We start from the raw sequence: 20,211 nt of genomic DNA, 5'->3' as shown, positions 1-20,211 counted from the left end.
CAAGCAGCCCGTGCTCCGTGCTCACCGACCGGGCGTTCCGCAATGAAGTTTCGATTTACTTGGAAGCGTCACAAATAACGCAACAGCCTGTCAGCAAGGCGAAGTAGGGGCCGTTCCAGGCGCCCTTTGTACGGGGCCGCCCGACTCGCAGGGGGTTCCATGACATTGATCCGTAAACTGGCCGCCGGTGCGGCCCTCGGCGCTCTGACGCTGGCCGTCGCGCCCGCCTACGCCCAACAGACCACCGCCGCCATCCGGGGCGTGACCGTCAGCGAGGGCGGCGCGCCGATCGCCGGCGTCACCGTGACCGTCACCCACGTGCCCAGCGGCACCGACCAGACCGCCGTCACCAACGAAGCCGGCGCGTTCGACGTGCGCGGCCTGCGCGTCGGCGGTCCCTACAAGATCACCGCCACCGGCCAGGGCCTGGCACCCCAGGCGCTGGGCGACCTGTTCCTGAACGTCGGCGACGCCCAGCGCGTGCGCCTGACCCTGGTCCCGGCCAGCGAGGTCTCGGAAGTCGTCATCACCGCCGCCAAGGCCGCCAGCACCACCCAGCTGGCCAATGTCGGCTCGCGCACCACCCTGGGCCGCCAGCAGATCGAGGCCGTCGTCTCGGTCAAGCGCGACATCCGCGACATCGGCCGCCGCGACCCGCTGGCCAATCTCGACTTCGTGGCGCGCGGCACCGGTCCGTCGGGCGGCCTCTACATCGCCGGCTCCTCGCCGCGCGCCAACCGCATCACCATCGACGGCGTCCGCTCGGCCGACAGCTACGGCCTCAACACCGGCGGCCTGTCGACCAACCGCGGCCCCGTCTCGTTCGAAGCCCTGGAGCAGGTCTCGATCCAGGCCGTGCCGTTCGACGTCGAGGACGGCGACTTCACCGGCGGCGCCCTGAACCTGATCATGCGCTCGGGCGGCAACAGCTTCCACGGCACCCTGTTCGACAACTATCGCACCACCCGCATGGTCGGGAACGAGGTGCCGAACGTCGGCTTCACCAACAACGACATCCTCCAGGCCCCGCTGACCGGCTATCGCAAGGTCAAGAACAAGATCCACGAGAGCAATTTCGGCTTCTTCCTCTCGGGTCCGATCATCCCGGACAAGCTGTTCTTCGCCACCTCGTACGAGAAGTTCAAAAGCTTCGACACCACGGGCGTCGGCCCGCTGGGCGCCGGCTTCGCCGCCAACTTCAACCGCATCCCCGGCATCTCGACCGGCGCCGGCGCCTCGCAGGCCGACATCGACGCGGTCCTGGCCAACTGGAACAGCTATTCGGCCTCCAGCCTGCTGAAGCCGGGCCAGGTCAGCCTGGTCAAGCCGATCCTCGACGAGAAGTCGTCGGTGAAGATCGACTACAACATCAACAATGACCACCGCTTGACGGCCACCTATCGCCACGCCTTCAGCTCGGTCTGGAAGCGCAGCCCGTCGACCACCGCCATCAGCCTCGACACCAACTGGTACGTCCAGCCGGAGAACGAGGACAACTACGCCCTGCAGCTGAACTCGCGCTGGACCCCGACCCTGTCGACCGAGGCCCGCGTCGCGTTCCGCGGCTACCAGCGCGGCCAGATGCCGCCGGAAGGCCAGGGCTTCGCCAACATCTCGATCTGCTCCGACCCGACCTCGGGCACGGGCTCGGCCGCCTTCTCGTGCTCGTCGGGCGTACCGTCGATCAACTTCGGCCCCGACCAGTTCCGCCAGGCCAACGTCCTGAAGACCAAGGACACCTCGGGTTCGTTCATCGCCAACTTCACCGGCATCGAGAACCACCAGATCAAGGCCGGCTACCAGTACCGCGGCATGGAGATCTACAACCTGTTCCTGCAGGCCGCGCGCGGGGTCTACTACTTCGACTCCGTCGCCGATTTCCAGAACGGCTTCTCCAACCAGCTGTCCTACGGCAACTCGCTGACCGGCACGGCCACCGACGCCGCCGCCGTGCTGGGCTACAAGGTCCACACCCTGCTGGCCCAGGACACCTGGGACGTCACCGACGCCCTGACCGTGAACTTCGGCGTCCGCTGGGATCACTACGCCGGCGACGAGAAGCCGACGCTGAACACCAACTTCCAGACCCGCTACGGCTATACGAACCAGACCACCTATGACGGCATCGACGTCGTCATGCCGCGCGTCTCGGCCAAGTACAACGGCGAGTGGTTCGAGCTGTCGGGCGGCGTCGGCCTGGTCTCGGGCGGCATCCCGGACGTGTTTCTGGGCAACAGCTACGGCGGCACCACCGGCGCCCTGACCAACAGCTTCGCCATCCGTCGCGACAGCAAGGGCACGGCGACCACGGCCGACGACACCTTCGTCGACACGGCCACCAACATCGCCATCGACCCGGCCATCGGCAACGCCCTGCTGACCATCAACAAGAGCAATCCGGGCTTCATCACCAGCCCGGCCTCGGTCGCCCAGGGCCTGCTGACCGCCGACAGCGCCAGCCGCCGCAACGCCTACACCAACTCGCTGGCGCCTGGCTTCGACATGGCCTCGGACTGGAAGACCAACCTGTCGTTCAAGACCACCCTGTGGGACATCGATTTCGGCGTCGACGCGGTGGCCAGCTGGTCGAACACCAACGTCGCCTTCCGCGACATCCGCGCCCGCCTGCTGACCGTCAACGGCGCCGTGCAGTACACGCCGGACGGTCGCGCCCGCTATGACGGCCTGGTCATCGCCGGCGCCACGCCGGCGGCGGTCAACGCCAACCGCGCGGCCCTGGGCCTGCCGGTCTCGACCAACCCCGACCTCGCCAATCTCGGCCTGTTCGGCGACATCCAGGCCTACAACCCGTCCAAGAAGAACTGGACGCGGACCCTGGCCTTCTCGGCGGCCCGCAAGATCTTCGGCGTCGACACCTGGGCGGCCTACACCTGGCAGGACGGTCGCCAGTACGGCGGCATCTCGGAGTTCGGCACCACGGCCGGCGGCAACGCCACCAGCGGCGCCTACTATCCCGACCAGGGCTTCGACCGCGATCCCAACGCGGCCACCCTGGGCAAGTCCAACAACCTGATCCGCAACTCGCTGAAGCTGAACCTGAGCTACAAGGCCGAGCTGGTCCCCGGTTGGGTCTCGCGCTTCAGCCTGTTCGGCGAGCGCCACTCGGGCCGTCCGATCACCTTCCTGATGACCGACCCCGCCGGCGGCCGCAACCCGACCTTCGGCGTGTCGCGCGACGACGCGCTGGCCTACATCCCGAACCTGGGCTCCCCGGACGCCGCCAACCCGCTGAAGTTCGTCAGCAGCGGCGGCACGACGGTCTTCTTCGACAGCCAGGCCTCGGTCGACAAGCTCAAGGCCCTGGTCAAGCAGTTCGACCTGCCGCAGGGCCAGATCGTGCCGCGCGGCTTCGGCAAGAACCCCAGCGTCGACCGCTTCGACTTCCAGTACGCCCAGGAGATCCCGGTTCCGATCCAGGGCCACAGCCTGCTGTTCACGGTGGACATCGCCAACGTGGGCAACCTGCTGAACAAGAAGTGGGGCGTGGTGAAAGAGTACACCAACAGCCGCTCGGGCGGCGTGGTGGTCAACGCCCAGTGCGCCAAGGCCGACGGCACGGTGGCCGGCGCGGCCGACCCGACCTGCGTGGCCTATCGCTACAGCTACACCACCGCCTCGCCGACGACCCTGGCCACCCCGACGGTCGACCAGACCGCCAGCCTGTGGTCGGTGGGCTTCGGCCTGAAGTACCGCTTCTGATCGGACGGAAACGTCCCTCGAAGGCAGAAGGGCGCGGCCTCGGCCGCGCCCTTTTTCGTTCGGCCCAAAAGCCGGGTTCTTCCGAAGACCTAGTTCTTCTTCAGCAGGCTCAGCAGCCAGAGCAGCAGGATCGCGCCCAGGCTCGAGATCACCAGGCTGCCGATCCAGCCCCAGAAGTGGATGCCCAGCACCCCGGCGACGAAGCCGCCGAGCAGCGAGCCGACCAGGCCCACGATCAGGTTCATCCAGAACCCGTGGTCGCGCTTCATCACCTTCTCGGCGATGAAGCCGGCCAGAACGCCGATGATGATGGCCCCAATGAATCCAACGCCGTGCATGCGACTCGCCTCCCGTTCGCGCGTGTTGGCGCGAAGCTAGGGAAAAGCGCGGGGTCCGACCAGTGTTTCAGCGACCACCGGTCGTGCTACGCCAAGCGCCATGGTCCATCCCGTCTTCGACAACCTGCCCACCACGATCTTCGAGCGCATGAGCGGCCTGGCCCGCCAGCACGGCGCGATCAACCTCGGCCAGGGCTTTCCCGACGACCAGGGCCCCCTGCCTGTGCGCGAGGCCGCGGCGCGGGCGCTGATCGAGGGCTCCAACCAGTATCCGCCGATGCGCGGCCTGCCCGAACTGCGCGCCGCCGTCGCCGGCCACTACGTCCGCGCCCAGGACCTGCAGCTCGACCCCGACAGCGAGATCGTCGTCACGTCCGGCGCCACCGAGGCCCTGGCCGCCGCCTTCACGGCGCTGATCTCACCGGGAGACGAGGTGGTGCTGTTCCAGCCGCTGTACGACGCCTACCTGCCGCTGGTGCGCCGGGCGGGCGGGATCCCCAAGCTGGTTCGCCTGGCCCCACCGCACTGGCGCTTCGACCGGGCGATGCTGGAGGCGGCCTTCAGCGACAAGACCCGCATGGTCGTCCTCAACAGTCCCCTGAACCCGGCCGCCACCATCGCGCCGGACGAGGACCTGGCCCTGCTCGCCGCGTTCTGCGTCAGGCACGACGCCATCGCCGTCTGCGACGAGGTCTGGGAAGCCGTGGTCTTCGACGGCCGCAAGCATCGCCCGCTGATGACCTTCCCCGGCATGCGCGAGCGCACGGTGAAGATCGGCTCGGCCGGCAAGCTGTTCGGCATGACCGGCTGGAAGGTCGGCTTCCTGATGGCCGCCCCGCCCCTGGCCAAGGCCCTGGCGGCGGCCCACCAGTTCCTAACCTTCACCACCCCGCCCAACCTGCAGGCCGGCGTGGCCTGGGGGCTGGAGAACCACCGCGCCTGGTTCGACGAAATGCCCGCCGACCTGCAGCGCTCCCGCGACCGCCTGACCGCCGGACTCAGGGCCGCCGGCTATGTCGTGCTGGAGAGCCAGGGGACCTACTTCCTCAACGTCGACCTGACGGCGTCGGGCATCGCGGTCGACGACGTGACCTTCTGCGAGCGCTGCGTGGTCGAGCACGGCGTCGCGGCGATCCCGGTGTCGGCGTTCTTCGCCGAGGACGCGGTGACGAACGTGGTGCGGCTGTGCTTCGCGAAGGCCGACGCGACGCTGGACGAGGGGGTCAAGCGGCTGGCGGCGGCGCTAGCGGCTTTCAGCTAAACCCTCTCCCCTTGAGGGAGAGGGTGGCCCGCGAAGCGGGTCGGGTGAGGGGTTGATGAAAGCATCCGCCGCGACAAGCGGCTGACGTTAGGGCGCCAAGCCGACAGGACGATCGACCCCTCATCCGTCGCCTGCGGCGACACCTTCTCCCGCAAGGGGAGAAGGAAGGTTGGCTAAAGCGCGCCCAACCCCGCCGCCAAATCCCGCGCCGCGCCCCGCGCCAGGCAGCGGTCCATGGCTGACAGCAGGTTCCGCAGGTCGATCGGCTTGGCGACGTGGGCGTCGCAGCCCGCCTCCAGGCAGGTCTTGATCTGCGCCGACATCACGTCGGCCGTCAGGGCGATCACCGGCAGCCTCGCGAACCGCGCGTCCAGGCGCAGCCGCCGCGTGGCTTCCAGCCCGTCCATCACCGGCATGTTGACGTCCATCAGCACGATGTCGACCGGCTCGCGCTCCAGGGCGTCCAGGGCCTGCTGGCCATTCTCGGCCTCGATCAGCTCGCACTCAAAGGGCTCGAGGAACAGACGGATGACCCGGCGGTTGACCGGATGGTCGTCGACCACCAGCACCCGGCGACCATGCAGGGCGGTGAAGCCGACCTCCTCCTCGCCGCCCTCCTCTTCCCAGACCGGCGCCTCGGGCGCTTCGGCGGCGTCGACGATCATCTCGATGGTGAAGACCGAGCCGACGCCCTCCTGGCTCTCGACGCGGATCTCGCCGCGCATCATCTCGACCAGGCGGCGGGTGATGTTGAGGCCCAGCCCCGTGCCGCCGAAATTGCGCGTGGTCGAGGCGTCGGCCTGGGTGAAGGGGCGGAACAGCTTGGCGACCGTCGCCTCGCTCATGCCGATGCCGGTGTCGCTGACCCGCAGCCGCACGCGCACCCGGCCATCGGGCTCGGGATAGGTCGCCAGGCCCACCTCGACCTTGCCGTGGGTGGTGAACTTTAGGGCGTTGGAGACCAGGTTCGTCAGGCACTGGCGCACCCGCACGCCGTCGAACAGCAGCGGCCCCGGCGCCTCGCTCTCCAGCTTGAAGGCGATCGAGACGCCTTTTTCGCGCGCCGTCGGCTGGTAGCCGCCGACGAGGCGGGCGCAGCTCTGGACGATGTCGCCGACCGTGGGCGCGATCTCCAGCTTGCCGGCCTCGATCTTGGAGAGGTCCAGGATGTCGTTCAGCAGCACCAGCAGCGTGTCGCCGCTGTCCAGGATCAGGTCGACCTGTTCGCGCTGCTCCTCGGTCAGGTCGCCGGCCCGCAGCGCCTGGCCCAGGCCCAGCATGCCGTTCAGCGGCGTGCGCAACTCGTGGCTCATCACCGCCAGGAAGGCCGACTTGGCCTGGCTGGCGGCCTCGGCGCGCTCCTGGGCGCCCTTGAAGCGGCGCGAGGCGCGGCGCTGGTGCACGGCCCAGCCGACGCCGCCGGCGACCAGCACGCCCAGCAGCACGGCGATGACCACCGACGCCCGCGCCAGGCTGCGGTTCAGCCGCACCTCCTCGGTCAGGCGGCGGCTCTCGTCGCGCTTGGCCCGCAGCTCGCTGTCGAGGGCGGCCGACATCTCGGAGACGCCGCGCGAATGGGCCTTGTTGGCGGCCAGGCCGTCGGCCTTGCGCCAGGCGTCCAGCTTCTGGAAGGCCTCGACATTGCGGCCCTCGGCCTGGTGGAGATAGGCCTCGATCAGCATCTCCACGTGCGGATCGCGCGGCGCCAGGGCCTCGGGGATGGTCTTGAGGTGCTCCAGGTCGGCGCGGGCCGGGGCGGCCTGGCCCAGCTGGGCCTCGGCCAGGGCCCGCTGCGCCAGCATCCGCACCTGCAGGCGGCGATCGGGCGCGACCAGCAGCTTGGCGGCCGGCGCCAGGCAGGCCAGCACCCGCGTCGGCGAGCCGCGCAGGTCGGCGATGCGGGCGCACAGATAGCGATCCCAGGTCAGCAGGTCGGGATCGCCGTCGGCCAGGGTCAGCTTGTGGTGGACGGCCGCGAAGCCCTCGGCGGCGCTCAGCTCGCCCAGGTCGGCCGCCGTATAGGCGATGTCGTAGACCCGCTCGATCTTGCGCACATAGAAGGCGTCGCGCTCGTCCAGCCGCGCGGCCTGGGCCATGTGGTCCAGGGCCCCTTCCTTGTCGCCGATGTCCGACAGCGTGTAGCTGTGCACCTGGTGCAGCTCGGCCAGCACCGGCTGGGCGATGCGGCCGCGCTTCTCGAGGTCGGCGGTCAGCTCGGCGGCCAGGCGTGCGGCCTCGGCCCAGCGGCCCACCTGGCCCAGGTGCCGCACGCGCTCGATCCCCGCCATCAGCCGGATGTCCGGCCCCGACCGGGTCATGAATGTCTTCCAGTCGGCGTCGGTGAACGCCCGGAAGCCGTGGGTCTCGTTGCGGTAGGCCAGGACCTCCAGCGCGACCAGCGCCTCCAGCCCCTCGTCCTTGTCGCGCGCGGCGACCTCGCGGGCGCGGGCGACCCAGGTGTCGAAACTGCCCTGGATCTGGTTGCTCTTGTACGCGTAGAGCACCCGCCACAGGCCATAGAGCCGGGCCGCGCCCTTCTCGCGCAGGGCGCGGCGGCCGGCGCGTTCGATGTCTTCGTTGTCGCGCGGCGGATCGCGGATCTCGTGCGCGCCGATCTCGCGGGAGAGCTGGTCCAGGCGCTGGGCCAGGGACGCGCCGTCCTGCGCCCACGCGGCGCCGGCCGCGAGGGTTGCGATCAGGACGATGGTCGAAAGAAGCCGCCGCAAATCCGTATCCAGAAACTCGCGGTCAGCCTTCGCGGCGATTGATGTAGGACGGGTTAAGCATACCGCCGCAGTTGCAGCGTTATATGGTCGCCCCGCCGTCCACCACCATGGCTTGTCCCGTCATGAAGCGTCCCGCCGGCGAGGCCAGATAGACCGCCGCCCCGGCGATCTCGTCCGGCTCGCCGATGCGGCGCAGCGGCACGCCCTTGGTCGAGCGCTCCAGCGTGGCCGGATCGTCCCACAGGGCCTTGGCGAAGTCGGTCTTGATCAGGCCCGGCGCGATGCAGTTGACCCGCACGTTGTCCGGCCCGAACTCGTGGGCGAGGTTGCGCGCCAGCTGGAAGTCGGCGGCCTTGGAGATGTTGTAGGCCCCGATGATGGCGTTGCCGCGCAGGCCGCCGATCGAGCTGACGATGATCACCGCCCCGTCCTTCCGCGCCCGCATCTCCGGCGCGACCATGCCGATCAGCCAGTGATTGCTGATGATGTTGTTGTCCAGGATCTTGCGGAACTGGTCGTCGCTGATCCCGGCCAACGGGCCGTAATAGGGATTGCTGGCCGCGTTGCAGACGCAGATGTCGACCTGGCCGAACGCCTTTTTCGTCTCGTCGACCAGGTTCTGCAGGTCGTCCTTGGAGGCGATGTTGGCCGGGACCGCGATGGCCGTCCCGGCCCCGTGCCTGGCGTTCAGGTCGGCCGCCACCGCTTCGCAGGGTTCCAGCTTGCGCGAGGAGATCACCACCCTGGCCCCGTGCTCGGCCATCCGCTCGGCGATCGCCTTGCCGATCCCCCGCGAGGACCCGGTGATGATCGCCACCTTGCCGGTCAGGTCGAAGAGGCTCATGGCGCGCACCCTAAACGTTTGTTTGAATTTCAGGCACAGTGCGGCGGGGAGCGCGGGCGGTCAAGACCAAGGCGCCGAGCCCTCGCCCTTCGACGGGCTCAGGGTGAGGTCTCTACTGACCCGGCGTCCAAAGTCGTTCTCACCCTGAGCCTGTCGAAGGGCGAGGACGCCTCCCAGAGAGACGCCTCAAAAAAATATCGCGGGCGATGTCGCACGCGGTGGAAGTCGTTCGTCCTTGAGGCAAGAGTTCACACCAACAAGGAGACGCCCCAATGCCCCTCGACACCGCCACCACCTTCCCCGCCGACCGCGAGCTCGTCCTGGAGCGCGTTCTCGAGGCCTCGGCCGAGAACCTCTACAAGTGCTGGACCACGCCGGAGCTGATGGAGCAGTGGTTCTGCCCCAAGCCCTGGACCGTCTCCAACGTCCGCACGGACGTGCGCACCGGCGGCAACACCTATCTGGAAATGAACGGCCCGAACGGCGAGGTCATGCCGCAGCCGGGCGTCTATCTGGAAGTCGTGCCGAACCAGAAGATCGTCTTCACCGACGCCTTCACCGAGACCTGGCAGCCCTCGGCCAAGCCGTTCATGGTCGCCATCATCACCTTCGAGGACCTGGGCGACGGCAAGACCCGCTACCGCGCGGTCGCCCGCCACTGGAGCGCCGAGGACAAGGCGACCCACGAGCAGATGGGCTTCCACGAAGGCTGGGGCATCGTCGCGGGTCAGCTGGAGGCGCTGGCCAAGACGCTCTAGCGCCCCCTTCATCCGTCATCCCGCGCTTTATGCGCGGGACCCATGGTTCAGCTTCCGCGTGAAGGCGTGAACCCGCTCCGCACCTGCGGCGGACAAATGGGTCCCGCGAACACGTCGCGGGATGACGGAGTAATTTGAGTTTCACCCCCAAGCTTCCCATACCGCCCCCGCGCCCCTAGATGAGCCCCGGGGCAACGGGGTCCCTTGCGTACGGGGGGACCTCCATGGCCGGCCTACAGATCGACCGCACCCTCGCCCCCCGCTTCGCCCTGCTCTGCCTGGGCATCTGGCTGAACGCCGCCGACACCCTTGTCACCGCCACCATCATGCCCAGCGTCGCGGGCGAGATCGGCGGCTACGAATATTTCGGCTGGTCGGTCGCGGCCTATCTCACCGGCTCCATCGTCGCCGGCGCCTGTTCGGGCAAGCTGTCGATGGCGCTGGGCCTGCGCACCGCCACGGCCCTGACCGGCCTGACCTACGCCATCGGCTGCGCCATGAGCGCGCTCGCGCCGGAGTTCGTCACCTTCATCTTGGGCCGCCTGATCCAGGGCCTGGGCGCGGGGGCCGTGGTGGCCCTCTGCTATGTCGCCATCACCGCCCTGTTCCCCGAACACCTGTGGCCGCGCGTCTACGGCGCCGTGGCCGGCGTCTGGGGCGCGGCGACCTTGCTCGGCCCCATGCTGGGCGGCCTGTTCGCCGCCGCAGGCTTCTGGCGCGGAGCGTTCTGGATGTTCGTGATCCAGGCGATCATCTTCGTCGTCGCCGTCATGGTCATGCTGCCCGCCGGCAACCGAGACGCGGGCCGAGGGCGCATCCCGACCCTGCAGCTGATCCTGCTGGTCATCGGCGTCACCCTGATCGGCGCGGCGGGCATCGTCGCCTCGCCGACCGCGGCCGTCGCGCTCGCCATCGGCGGCGTCATCGGCATGGCCGCCATGCTGGCCGCCAACACCCGCACCCACGACCGCCTGCTGCCCAAGTCGGCCGCCGACCTCACCACCGCCACGGGACTTGGCCTGCTGACCATCTTCGCCACCGAGGCGGCGGTGATCGGCTTCACGGTCTATGGCCCCGCCTTCATCCAGGCCCGCCACGACGCCTCGCCCCTGGTCGCCGGCTATGTCACCGGGGCCATCGCCGCCGGCTGGACCCTGTGCGCCATGGTCTTCGGCCACGTGCCCGCCGAGAAGGACGGCCGCATGGTCCGCATCGGCGCCGGCGTGATCCTGCTGGGCGCGATCCTCAGCGCCTGGACCGTGGCGCGCGGCAGCCTGTGGGAAATCTCCGGCGCCTTCCTCGTCCTCGGCTGCGGCTTCGGCCTCTGCCACGCCTTCATCGCCCGCCGCGCCATCGCCGGCGCCCCCGCCGAGGAACAGGCCATGGCCTCCTCGGCTGTCCCCACCGCGCAGTTGATCGGCGGCGCCGCCGGATCGGCGGGGATCGGCGCCATGGCCAACGTCCTGGGCTTCAGCCACGGCGTCGACCTGACCCTGGCCCCGACGAACGGGCTGGTGCTGTTCGGGGGATTGCTGCCGCTGGCCGTGGTGGGATTCGTGGCGGCGTGGCGGCTGGGCCGTCAGCCGTAGGTCGTCACCTTGGCGGTGTCTGGCACGTCCGTGGCGCCGTGGATCGGCAGGACGAAACCGTTCGAGGCCCAGAGCTCGATCCGCAGGTCCGGATGCACCGCGCGCAGCGCCGCCAGGGCCTCGTTGGCGTAGAGGCCCGTCGGGGCCAGGGGCAGGATCAGCATCCCGTCGCGCCGCCCGGCGGCCTGGAAGGCTTCCTCCGTCAGCATCAGGCGCAGGTCGCGTTCCCGGGCGGGCTGGAGCGCGAAGGCGATCTCGTTCCAGGCGATGGTCCTGCGCCAGGCCGGCGCGAAGACGCCTGTCTCGTCCACCTGCAGCTCGACCTTGGCCCGCCAGATCCGCAGCGCGTTGCGCGTCATCAGCGTCGGCACCAGCAGCGCGACGGCCACCGCGCCCGTCAGCCGCGGCAGGTCCCTCATCCGCCAGAGGTCCAGCCCGATGCGGAGCGCCCAGGCGAGGAAGACGACCCCGAACGGGATGGGCAGCAGTTGCCGCAGCCGCTCGGCGAGCGTGGTCCGCCATTGGCCAGGCGTCGCGGCGTTGAAGCGACCCAGCATCCGCTCGACCCGCTCGTGCGACAACAGCCATACGGCGCCCACGACCACGAACACCGCCAAGGTGAACGAAATGTCGTGCTGCTCCCGGAACGGCTGGTCGAGCCAACGGCAGAACAGGATCAGCCCGATCACCAGCGCGTAGCTGGCGGCCGTCGACTTCCAGGCCCTGGATAGCGTCTCGCGCGAGAACAGCTTGCGGATCATAGGTTCAATCTAGGCGGGCGCCGCCCCGCTGTCACGCCTCCGCCAGCGCCGTCGCCTCCACCAGCTTCACCACGTCGCCCATGATCTGGGTGATCTTGAAGTCCTTGGGCGTATAGATCCGCGCCACGCCCATCTGTTTCAGGATCAGGGCGTCCTCGGGCGGGATGATGCCGCCGGCGACGACGGGGATGTCGCCCAGGCCCTCGGCGCGCATGATCCTCACGACCTCCTGCACCAGATCCAAGTGCGAGCCCGACAGGATCGACAGGCCGACCACGTGGGCGCGGCTCTCCTTGGCGCGGCGGACGATCTCCTCCGGCGTCGAGCGGATGCCGTCATAGACCACCTCCATGCCGCAGGCGCGGGCGCGGGTGGCGATCTGTTCGGCGCCGTTGGAGTGGCCGTCCAGGCCCGGCTTGCCGACGAGATAGGTCAGGGTGCGGCCCAGGACTTCCGAGACCCGCTCGACCTCGCGCTTCACCGCCTCGACGTCCTCGGCCTCATTGGTCGAGACCACGATCGCCACGCCGGTCGGGCCGCGATACTCGCCGAACACTTCGCGGAGAGCCCCGGCCCATTCGCCGGTGGTGACGCCGGCCTTGGCGGCGACGATGGAGGGCTCCATGACATTGCGGCCCTCGCAGGCGGCGGCCTTGAGGTCGGCGAGAGCGGCGTCCGCTGCCGCCTGATCGCGGCCCTCGCGCCAGGCCCTGATGCGGGCGACGACGTCGGCCTCGAGGCGCGGATCGACCGTCTCGATCGAGCTCTCGCCAGCCGACAGCGGCGAGGCCTCAGTGTCGGTCCAGCGGTTGACGCCCACGACGGTCATGTCGCCGGTCTCGACCGAACGCACCCGCTTGGCATTGGAGGCCACCAGCTCGGACTTCATGTAGTCGATGGCGTTGGACGCCCCGCCCAGGTCGTCGATCAGGGCCAGCTGCTCCATCGCGCCCTTCGACAGCTCGGCGACCTTGGCCTCGACCACGTGGGAGCCGTCGAACAGGTCCTCGTATTCCAGCAGATCGGTCTCGTAGGCCAACACCTGCTGCAGCCGCAGCGACCACTGCTGGTCGAACGGACGCGGCAAGCCCAGAGCCTCGTTCCAGGCCGGCAGCTGCAAGGCCCGGCAACGGGCGTCCTTGCTGAGCGTGACGGCCAGGGCCTCGATGAGAATCCGGTAGACGTTGTTCTCGGGCTGCTGCTCGGTCAGGCCCAGGCTGTTGACCTGCACCCCGTAGCGGAACCGTCGCGCCTTCTTGTCCTGCACGCCGTAGCGCTCCAGCAGGATCTGGTCCCACAGCTTGGTGAAGCTGCGCATCTTGCAGAGCTCGGTCACGAACCGCACCCCGGCATTGACGAAGAAGCTGATCCGCGAGGCGACGATCTCGAAGTCCTCGTCGGGCACCTGGCCGCCGGCCTTGACCGTGTCGAGCACCGAGATCGCCGTCGCCAGGGCGAAGGCCAGCTCCTGCTCCGGCGTCGCCCCGGCCTCCTGCAGGTGGTAGCTGCAGACGTTCATCGGGTTCCATTTCGGAACCTCGCGATAGCACCAGGCGATCATGTCGCCGATGAGCCTTAAGGACGGGCCCGGCGGGAAGATGTAGGTGCCGCGCGACAGATATTCCTTGATCAGGTCGTTCTGGGTGGTGCCCTGCAGCAGAGCCCGATCCGCGCCCTGCTCGTCCGCCAGCGCCACGTACATCGCCAGCAGCCAGGCGGCCGGGGCGTTGATGGTCATGGAGGTGTTCATCTTCTCCAGCGGGATCTCGCTGAAGAGGGCGCGCATGTCGCCCAGATGGCTGATCGGCACCCCGACCTTGCCGACCTCGCCCCGGGCCAGGATGTGGTCGGGGTCGTAGCCGGTCTGGGTCGGCAGGTCGAAGGCCACCGACAGGCCCGTCTGCCCCTTGGCCAGGTTGGCCCGGTAGAGCGCGTTGGACTTCTCCGCCGTCGAGTGGCCGGCATAGGTGCGGAAGATCCACGGCGGATCCGGCGCGTGCTGGTACGGCTTCGAGGACATGGCGGGCTCCCGGCGTTTTTAGTTCTTGTTATCGCCGATCATGATCCCGGATTTGCTGCGATGCAATACTGAGTTCGCAGGTGCGAATTGGGCGTGGATCAGCCCTTCAGCCAGACCTCGACCCACCAGTCCTCGGAATTGTCGTCGAGGGCTGAGGTCGTCCAGGCCAGAATGTCCGGATGGGTCACCCAGAAACCGAGCGGCGGCGCATGGCCGGTGTTCTCGAAGCGGAGGTCAGCTTCCCGATCCTCGGGCACATTGGCGTTCGGCATCGCCCATTGCTCGTCCGGAGGCACGGCCGCGCCATCGTGGAAGTGCAGCGCCGCCTCGATCAGTCCCGCCTTCGAAGGCGTCGTCACTACCTTGTGCGTGGCGGGATGACGCTCAAGGAACGCGACACCTCGGTCATCGGTGAGAACGACGGGCTTGAACGACGAAGGCGGGGGCGTGGTCATGGCGGGAAGCTAGGCGCCCTTCACCGCCCCGTAAACACCGCCGGCCGCTTGGCGATGAACGCGGTCCGCGCCTCGGCATGATCGGCGCTGGCCGCGAGGTCCGGGATCTCGGTCTCGGTGGTCGACACCCCCGACGCCACCCGCTTGGTCGCCTCGATCGCCAACGGCGCGCGCGAGGCGATGGTGCGCGCCATGGCGAGCGCAGCGTCCAGCAACCCTGCCGCCGGATGCACCTCCGCCACCACCCCGTCCGCCAGCGCCCGCGCCGCGTCGAACGGCGCGCCAGTCAGCAGATGCGGCTTGGCGCGGCTCTCGCCGACCAGCTTCACCAGCCGTCCGGCCGAGGCCGTCAGCCCCATCCGCACCGCCGAGCAGGCGAAGCTGGCGCGGTCGCTGGCCAGGCGGATGTCGGCGGCCAGGGCCAGTTCCAGCCCGCCGCCGATGCACCAGCCGTCGATCGCCGCGATCACCGGAACCCGGCAGGCGGCGATGCTCCCGCACATGTCCAAGAAGTGCAGGATCGCCGCCGTCTGGGTCGGCACGTCGCGGCTGAGGCTCTCGGCCAGGTCGTCGCCGGTGCAGAACGCCCCGTTGCGCCCCGTCAGCACCACGACCCGCACCGCCCGGTCCGCCTCCACGCTGGCGAAGGCCTCCAGCAGCCGCACCCGCTCGGCCATGGCCAGGACATTGGCGGGCGCGGTGTCCAGTTCGATCAGCGCGATCGAAGGTTCGGGATGCGACAGGTGGATCATGCCGCCAGCGTGGCCCGCGCCGGTTTCGCCCGCAACCTTCCCCGCAAGTCACCCGGGGCGGGCATTCGCAGTCGCGATGTTGCGACGCACAAGATTCCGCTTGCCAGTTTCAAACATCTGTCTCAGCCTGAGGGTCTTCCGGGCGGATTTTTGCGCTCGGGAGCCAAAAACAGACCCCACGGGAGGCGAATTCACCGCTTCACCACGGGGCGGCGCAGCCGAGTTTGACCTTCGAGCGTTGTTGCATCGCAGAAGGAACGGGGAGTGAGATGACGACGCAAACGCTTGAGAAGACCGAGCTGAAGGACCTGTACGAGATCGGTGAGATCCCGCCGGCCTTCCACGTGCCGAAAACCATGTACGCCTGGAGCATCCGCAAGGAGCGCCACGGTCCGCCGTCCACGGCGATGCAGGTCGAGGTGGTCCCCACCTGGGAGATCGGCGAGGACGAGGTGCTGGTCCTCGTGATGGCCGCCGGGGTCAACTACAACGGCGTCTGGGCCGCGCTCGGCGAGCCGATCAGCCCGCTGGATGGCCACAAGCAGCCCTACCACATCGCCGGTTCCGACGCCTCGGGCATCGTCTGGAAGGTCGGCTCCAAGGTGAAGCGGTGGAAGCTGGGCGACGAGGTCGTCATCCACTGTAACCAGGACGACGGCGACGACGAGGAGTGCAACGGCGGCGACCCGATGTACTCGTCCAGCCAGCGGATCTGGGGCTACGAGACGCCCGACGGCAGCTTCGCCCAGTTCTGCCGGGTGCAGTCGCGCCAGCTGCTGCCACGCCCCAAGCACCTGACCTGGGAAGAAGCCGCCTGCTACACGCTCACCCTGGCCACCGCCTACCGCATGCTGTTCGGCCACAAGCCGCATGAGCTGAAGCCCGGCCAGAACGTGCTGGTCTGGGGCGCGTCCGGCGGTCTGGGCGTCTTCGCCGTGCAGCTGGCCGCCGTGGCCGGGGCCAACGCCATCGGCGTGGTCAGCGACGACGACAAGCGCGAGTTCGTGCTGTCGATGGGCGCCAAGGCGGTGCTGAACCGCAAGGAATTCAACTGCTGGGGCCAGCTGCCCAAGGTCAACGGCCCCGAGTTCGGCGACTACATGAAGGAGAGCCGCAAGTTCGGCAAAGCCATCTGGCAAATCACCGGCAACAAGGATGTCGACCTGGTGTTCGAACACCCCGGCGAGTCGACCTTCCCGGTGTCGGTGTTCCTGGTCAAGCGCGGCGGCATGGTCGCCATCTGCGCCGGCACCTCGGGCTTCAACCTGACCATGGACGCCCGCTTCCTGTGGATGCGCCAGAAGCGCGTCCAGGGCAGCCACTTCGCCAACCTGATGCAGGCCTCGGCCGCCAATCAGCTGGTCATCGACCGCCGCGTCGACCCGTGCCTGTCGGAGGTCTTCCCCTGGAAGGACATCCCCGCCGCCCACGAGAAGATGCTGGCCAACCAGCACCTGCCGGGGAACATGGCGGTCCTGGTCTGCGCCCAGCGTCCGGGCCTGCGGACGGTGGAAGAGGTGCAGGAGCTGAGCGGGGCGCTTTAGGGCCTCCCTTCTCACCGTTCAAAAACATTCCGTCATTCCCGCCACAAGGGCGGGAATGACGGAGATTTATTGAGCGGGCGAGAGCCGCCCTACGCCAGGAACCCGTCCGCCAGCGCCTGGTCGCTCTCGTGCACCCAGCACGCGTCGAGCTTCCCCTCCCGCGCCGTATAGACCAGCAGCCGCTCGACCACCGCCTCGCGACCATCGCGGCTGAACAGCTCCCGCGCCAGGATCGCCGCGCGCTCCTTGCCCACCAGCACATCCGCGATCTCGACCAGCCGGCGGTTGGTGCGGCGCGAGACCTCGGCCAGCACCGCCAGCGCCTTGGCCTTGCCCGCGTGCACGCCGGCCAGCGAATTGCGCCCCGCATAGTGCAGGGTGAAGTCGTCGTGATAGCAGCCGACCATGGTCGCCAGGTCGCCGGCCTTCCAGGCCTGGGCGTAGGTCTCGACGAGGTCGCCGACGGTGCTGGAAGACATGGAGATTCTCGCGGTTCGGATGGGAAGCAGGCGGTCTAGCCGACGCCCCGCCCAGAGCTGTCAGCAGGCGCCTTGGCGAAGGCCACCATCGCCCCCGAGGCCAGGCCCGTCAGCAGGGCCACCGGGACCAGCGCCCGCACCACGGTCCCGCCGACCATGCCCGCGCCGATCAGCTCGGCGGCGGCCAGCGGTCCAAAGATCGAGCCCAGCCGGCTGGCGGCGATGGCCGCGCCGACGCCCGTCCCGCGCACCGCGTCGGCATAGAGCAGCGGCGACTGGGCGTAGAGCGTGAACTGCCCGCCCATCAGCAGGAAGCCCGCGCCGAACGCCAGGGCCGCGATCGCGCCGCCGTCGCCCGCCGCCGCCAGCGCCAGGAACGCCAGGGCCAGCCCCGCGAAGGCGCCCAGCAGCGGCCAGCGCGGTCCGAACCGGTCGACCAGCAGGCCAAAGACGACGCCGCCGCTCGCCCCGCCCAGATTGAACAAGGCCGCCGCCCCGAACGCCGCGCTCTTGGGCAGGCCGCGCGCGACCAGGAGGGTCGGCAGCCAGTTCAGCAACAGGTGCAGCATCAGCGCCGCCAGGGCCACGGCGATCCAGAGGCTCAAGCTCACCGGCAGGCGGGACGGCGCGAACAGCGCCGCCAGGGCCGTCCGCCCCTGCCGTTCGATCGCCTCGGGCCGGCCCAGCGGCAGCACCCCATGCAGCAGCGGCGCCGCCAGCAGGGGCGCGACGCCGCCGAACACGAAGATCATCCGCCAGTCCTCGGCCAGCGGCGAACGCGCCAAGAGGCCCGCGACCGCCCCGCCCAGCGGCAGGCCCGCCGTGACCACCGCCACCAGGGTCGCCTTGCGCGCCGGACCGGCCTGCTCCGAGGCCAGGGCGATCAGCATCGGCATGGCGCCGCCAAGGCCCAGGCCCGTCAGGAACCGCACCGCCAGCAGACCGCCCAGACCGTGCGCCAGGGGCGTCAGCAGCGAGAACACCCCGAACGCCGCGACCGAGGCCGTCAGCACCGGCCGCCGCCCGATCCGGTCGGCGATCACCCCGCCCCCGGACGCCCCGACCATCAGCCCGATCAGGCTGGCGCTGAACGCCCACCCCGCCTGGCCCGGCGTCAGTCCCAAAGCCGGAACCATGCGCGGCGCCGCCACGCCCATCGACTGGATGTCGAACCCCTCCAGCATGGCCGCCAGCAGGCAGACCAGCAGTACGGCCCAGACAGGCCTGGCCTTGGCGTCGTCCATCTTCCGCTCCCCCGAACGGCGCGAGACTAAGGCGCTCCCAGGCCCGGCGCACGGGGTTTCGGCGCGAGATGCAACCTCATAGAGTAATCACGAGTCACACAGCCTGAAAGGGTTGACGGACAACCTCGCAAGGCCGCACGGTTCGGCTTCGGATGGGCTGGGGGAGCAGGACCGATGCCGTTCACGACATTGCCAGAAGCCAAGGGGCCGGAGGCCACGGGCGGCCTGGAGGCCTACGTCAAGACCATGCCCAAGCCCTTGGTCGTCGCCATCCTCGACCAGCAGGACGAGCGCGAAGGCCGCACCACCGCGATCGTCACCTATGGGTTCGCCTACGAGCATCCGGCGTCGGGCGCGCGCATGGAGGTGCCCGCCGGCTACATCACCGACTTCGCCTCGATCCCGGCGCCGGTGCGCGGCATGTTCCCGCCGTTCGGCCGGCACGCCAAGGCGGCGGTGCTGCACGACTGGCTCTACCTGGTCGGCGAGCCCGGCAAGAAGCCCTTCGCCGATCGCGTGTTCGTGGACGCCATGGAGGAGCTGGGCGTCAGCTGGGCGCGGCGCACCACCATGTACAAGGCCGTGCAGGTCGGCGGCGGCGGCGGCTATCGTCGCGAAGGCAACGCCTGGAAGGAAGCCTTCGGCGACTGGCTCACGGGCGACCGAAAGCCCCCCAACACCGAGCGCGGCGACCACTACCAGGCCAAATGGCCGACCCCGCCCCGCGCGGACTACAAGCCGTAGGCCCCAAAGCAGACGCACTGAACGTCCGGAAAGGGTGGACTTCGAACTCTCAGCCACTGAGATTGCAGGCAGCAAGCCGCTAAGGAAAGATCATCTGAATGGCCGACGCTGCCAAAGAGCACTCCAGCGCTCCGCCAAGGGAAGCGAGGAGTTCGGCTTCACAATACGCCCCCACCTCCTGGGCGGGCAAATGCGACCGCATCATAGTAAATAACGCTACGCTCAACGGAGGATTATCTGGTGAAAGAATGTCCGGATTGTAAAGGCAAAGGCTGGCTAGGACGGCCTGTTAGAAGCGCTTCAGTAGCTGCAATTATATATAGGACTGACGAGCGGCACGAAGATTGTTCGACGTGCGAGCGCACTGGATATGTTCCCGAAAGTCATAGGAAAAGCTTTTGGGGAAAAGACGTTGTTGACTGCCCTTCATGCGGAAGGGGCACCCGACGAACCGTCACCATTAGGCACTGCACCAATTGCGGCTCCAGCCTTTGGTAGTTGCACAAGGATACGGCTTTACATCTGACTATTTTAGAAATTTACCGGACAGAATTATTCATCGCCCATTGCTCTAGTTTTTGATGCATTATCTTATGATTTTACAGCTCTGATCGAAACTATATCTGACGATAAAATCCCAAATAGGCCTTTGAATTGGCAATAAATTTTAATGTCTCCGTCGACATTTACATTTATCGTATTGGATTGTCCGACATAATGGACGTCAGCGTAGCTGGTTCGCGTGAATGACGGCGGCCCCCAATGATCAAATCTCGCCTGTATCGCGTGTTGACCATGAGAAATATAGAAGCTGGCCGAATCTCCATTTGATACGTCGGACTCTGCCGATCCATCTACATAAATCGTAAGAGTAATGTATCGTCCATCGGAGCGTTTATCTCTATGGACAATGGCAGTTGGCATCCCGACCTCCAAGATGAATTTTCAATGGCATCAAAGATATCGCACTCAGCTA

The 20,211-nt window shown here is 68.2% G+C and carries 15 protein-coding genes; 6 read left to right on the top strand and 9 right to left on the bottom strand.

Going from position 1 to position 20,211, the window contains the following annotated elements:
* Positions 1 to 159 precede the first annotated feature (159 nt).
* A complete protein-coding gene (locus AC07NN_RS02430) occupies positions 160 to 3,720 on the top strand; it encodes a TonB-dependent receptor (protein ID WP_494637547.1) in 3,561 nt (1,186 codons plus the stop codon).
* Positions 3,721 to 3,809: 89 nt separating this feature from the next.
* On the opposite strand, the gene AC07NN_RS02425 is transcribed toward AC07NN_RS02430, so the two are convergent.
* Complete coding sequence (locus AC07NN_RS02425; protein ID WP_494637546.1) at positions 3,810 to 4,058, bottom strand: GlsB/YeaQ/YmgE family stress response membrane protein; 249 nt, start codon at positions 4,056 to 4,058, stop codon at positions 3,810 to 3,812.
* A 100-nt stretch (positions 4,059 to 4,158) separates the two neighbouring features.
* Between AC07NN_RS02425 and AC07NN_RS02420 the strand changes: the two genes are divergently transcribed.
* The gene (locus tag AC07NN_RS02420) at positions 4,159 to 5,319 is read left to right on the top strand and encodes an aminotransferase (protein WP_494637545.1); all 1,161 of its coding nucleotides are present in this window, start codon (positions 4,159 to 4,161) and stop codon (positions 5,317 to 5,319) included.
* A gap of 173 nt (positions 5,320 to 5,492) precedes the next feature.
* On the opposite strand, the gene AC07NN_RS02415 is transcribed toward AC07NN_RS02420, so the two are convergent.
* Together AC07NN_RS02415 and AC07NN_RS02410 are read right to left on the bottom strand one after the other, a co-directional pair.
* Positions 5,493 to 8,045: a hybrid sensor histidine kinase/response regulator gene (locus tag AC07NN_RS02415; RefSeq protein ID WP_494637544.1), complete on the bottom strand. Its 2,553-nt coding sequence runs from the start codon at positions 8,043 to 8,045 to the stop codon at positions 5,493 to 5,495.
* 79 nt (positions 8,046 to 8,124) lie between these two features.
* Positions 8,125 to 8,889, bottom strand: a complete 765-nt coding sequence (locus AC07NN_RS02410) for an SDR family oxidoreductase (protein ID WP_494637543.1) — start codon at positions 8,887 to 8,889, stop codon at positions 8,125 to 8,127.
* A gap of 272 nt (positions 8,890 to 9,161) precedes the next feature.
* Here AC07NN_RS02410 and AC07NN_RS02405 point away from each other — a divergent pair, with 272 nt between their 5' ends.
* Complete coding sequence (locus tag AC07NN_RS02405; protein ID WP_494637542.1) at positions 9,162 to 9,647, top strand: SRPBCC family protein; 486 nt, start codon at positions 9,162 to 9,164, stop codon at positions 9,645 to 9,647.
* Positions 9,648 to 9,871: 224 nt separating this feature from the next.
* A complete protein-coding gene (locus AC07NN_RS02400; protein WP_494637541.1) occupies positions 9,872 to 11,236 on the top strand; it encodes an MFS transporter in 1,365 nt (454 codons plus the stop codon).
* On the opposite strand, the gene AC07NN_RS02395 is transcribed toward AC07NN_RS02400, so the two are convergent.
* From AC07NN_RS02395 to AC07NN_RS02380, 4 genes are all read right to left on the bottom strand, one after another.
* On the bottom strand, positions 11,227 to 11,997 hold the full coding sequence (locus AC07NN_RS02395; RefSeq protein ID WP_494637540.1) for a hypothetical protein: 771 nt from the start codon (positions 11,995 to 11,997) through the stop codon (positions 11,227 to 11,229). The genes AC07NN_RS02400 and AC07NN_RS02395 overlap by 10 nt on opposite strands.
* 31 nt (positions 11,998 to 12,028) lie before the next feature.
* Entirely contained in the window at positions 12,029 to 14,017 is a 1,989-nt protein-coding gene (locus tag AC07NN_RS02390) for a methylmalonyl-CoA mutase family protein (protein ID WP_494637539.1), read from the bottom strand.
* A 98-nt stretch (positions 14,018 to 14,115) separates the two neighbouring features.
* Positions 14,116 to 14,376 (bottom strand): hypothetical protein, encoded by a 261-nt coding sequence (locus tag AC07NN_RS02385; RefSeq protein WP_494637538.1) that lies wholly within the window; start codon positions 14,374 to 14,376, stop codon positions 14,116 to 14,118.
* A gap of 116 nt (positions 14,377 to 14,492) precedes the next feature.
* Entirely contained in the window at positions 14,493 to 15,224 is a 732-nt protein-coding gene (locus AC07NN_RS02380) for an enoyl-CoA hydratase/isomerase family protein (protein WP_494637537.1), read from the bottom strand.
* A gap of 269 nt (positions 15,225 to 15,493) precedes the next feature.
* Between AC07NN_RS02380 and ccrA the strand changes: the two genes are divergently transcribed.
* Entirely contained in the window at positions 15,494 to 16,768 is a 1,275-nt protein-coding gene (ccrA, locus tag AC07NN_RS02375) for a crotonyl-CoA carboxylase/reductase (protein WP_494637536.1), read from the top strand.
* 89 nt (positions 16,769 to 16,857) lie between these two features.
* On the opposite strand, the gene AC07NN_RS02370 is transcribed toward ccrA, so the two are convergent.
* Positions 16,858 to 17,247: a nuclear transport factor 2 family protein gene (locus AC07NN_RS02370; RefSeq protein ID WP_494637535.1), complete on the bottom strand. Its 390-nt coding sequence runs from the start codon at positions 17,245 to 17,247 to the stop codon at positions 16,858 to 16,860.
* Positions 17,248 to 17,282: 35 nt separating this feature from the next.
* Positions 17,283 to 18,491: an MFS transporter gene (locus AC07NN_RS02365; protein WP_494637534.1), complete on the bottom strand. Its 1,209-nt coding sequence runs from the start codon at positions 18,489 to 18,491 to the stop codon at positions 17,283 to 17,285.
* Between the two features lie 174 nt (positions 18,492 to 18,665).
* Between AC07NN_RS02365 and AC07NN_RS02360 the strand changes: the two genes are divergently transcribed.
* Positions 18,666 to 19,235, top strand: coding sequence for a DUF1353 domain-containing protein (locus AC07NN_RS02360; RefSeq protein WP_494637533.1), 570 nt, complete (start codon positions 18,666 to 18,668; stop codon positions 19,233 to 19,235).
* Positions 19,236 to 20,211 lie beyond the last annotated feature (976 nt).

The sequence above is a fragment of the Caulobacter sp. GW821-FHT09H08 genome (assembly GCF_059415885.1).
This window is presented reverse-complemented; position numbering and strand designations above follow the sequence as displayed.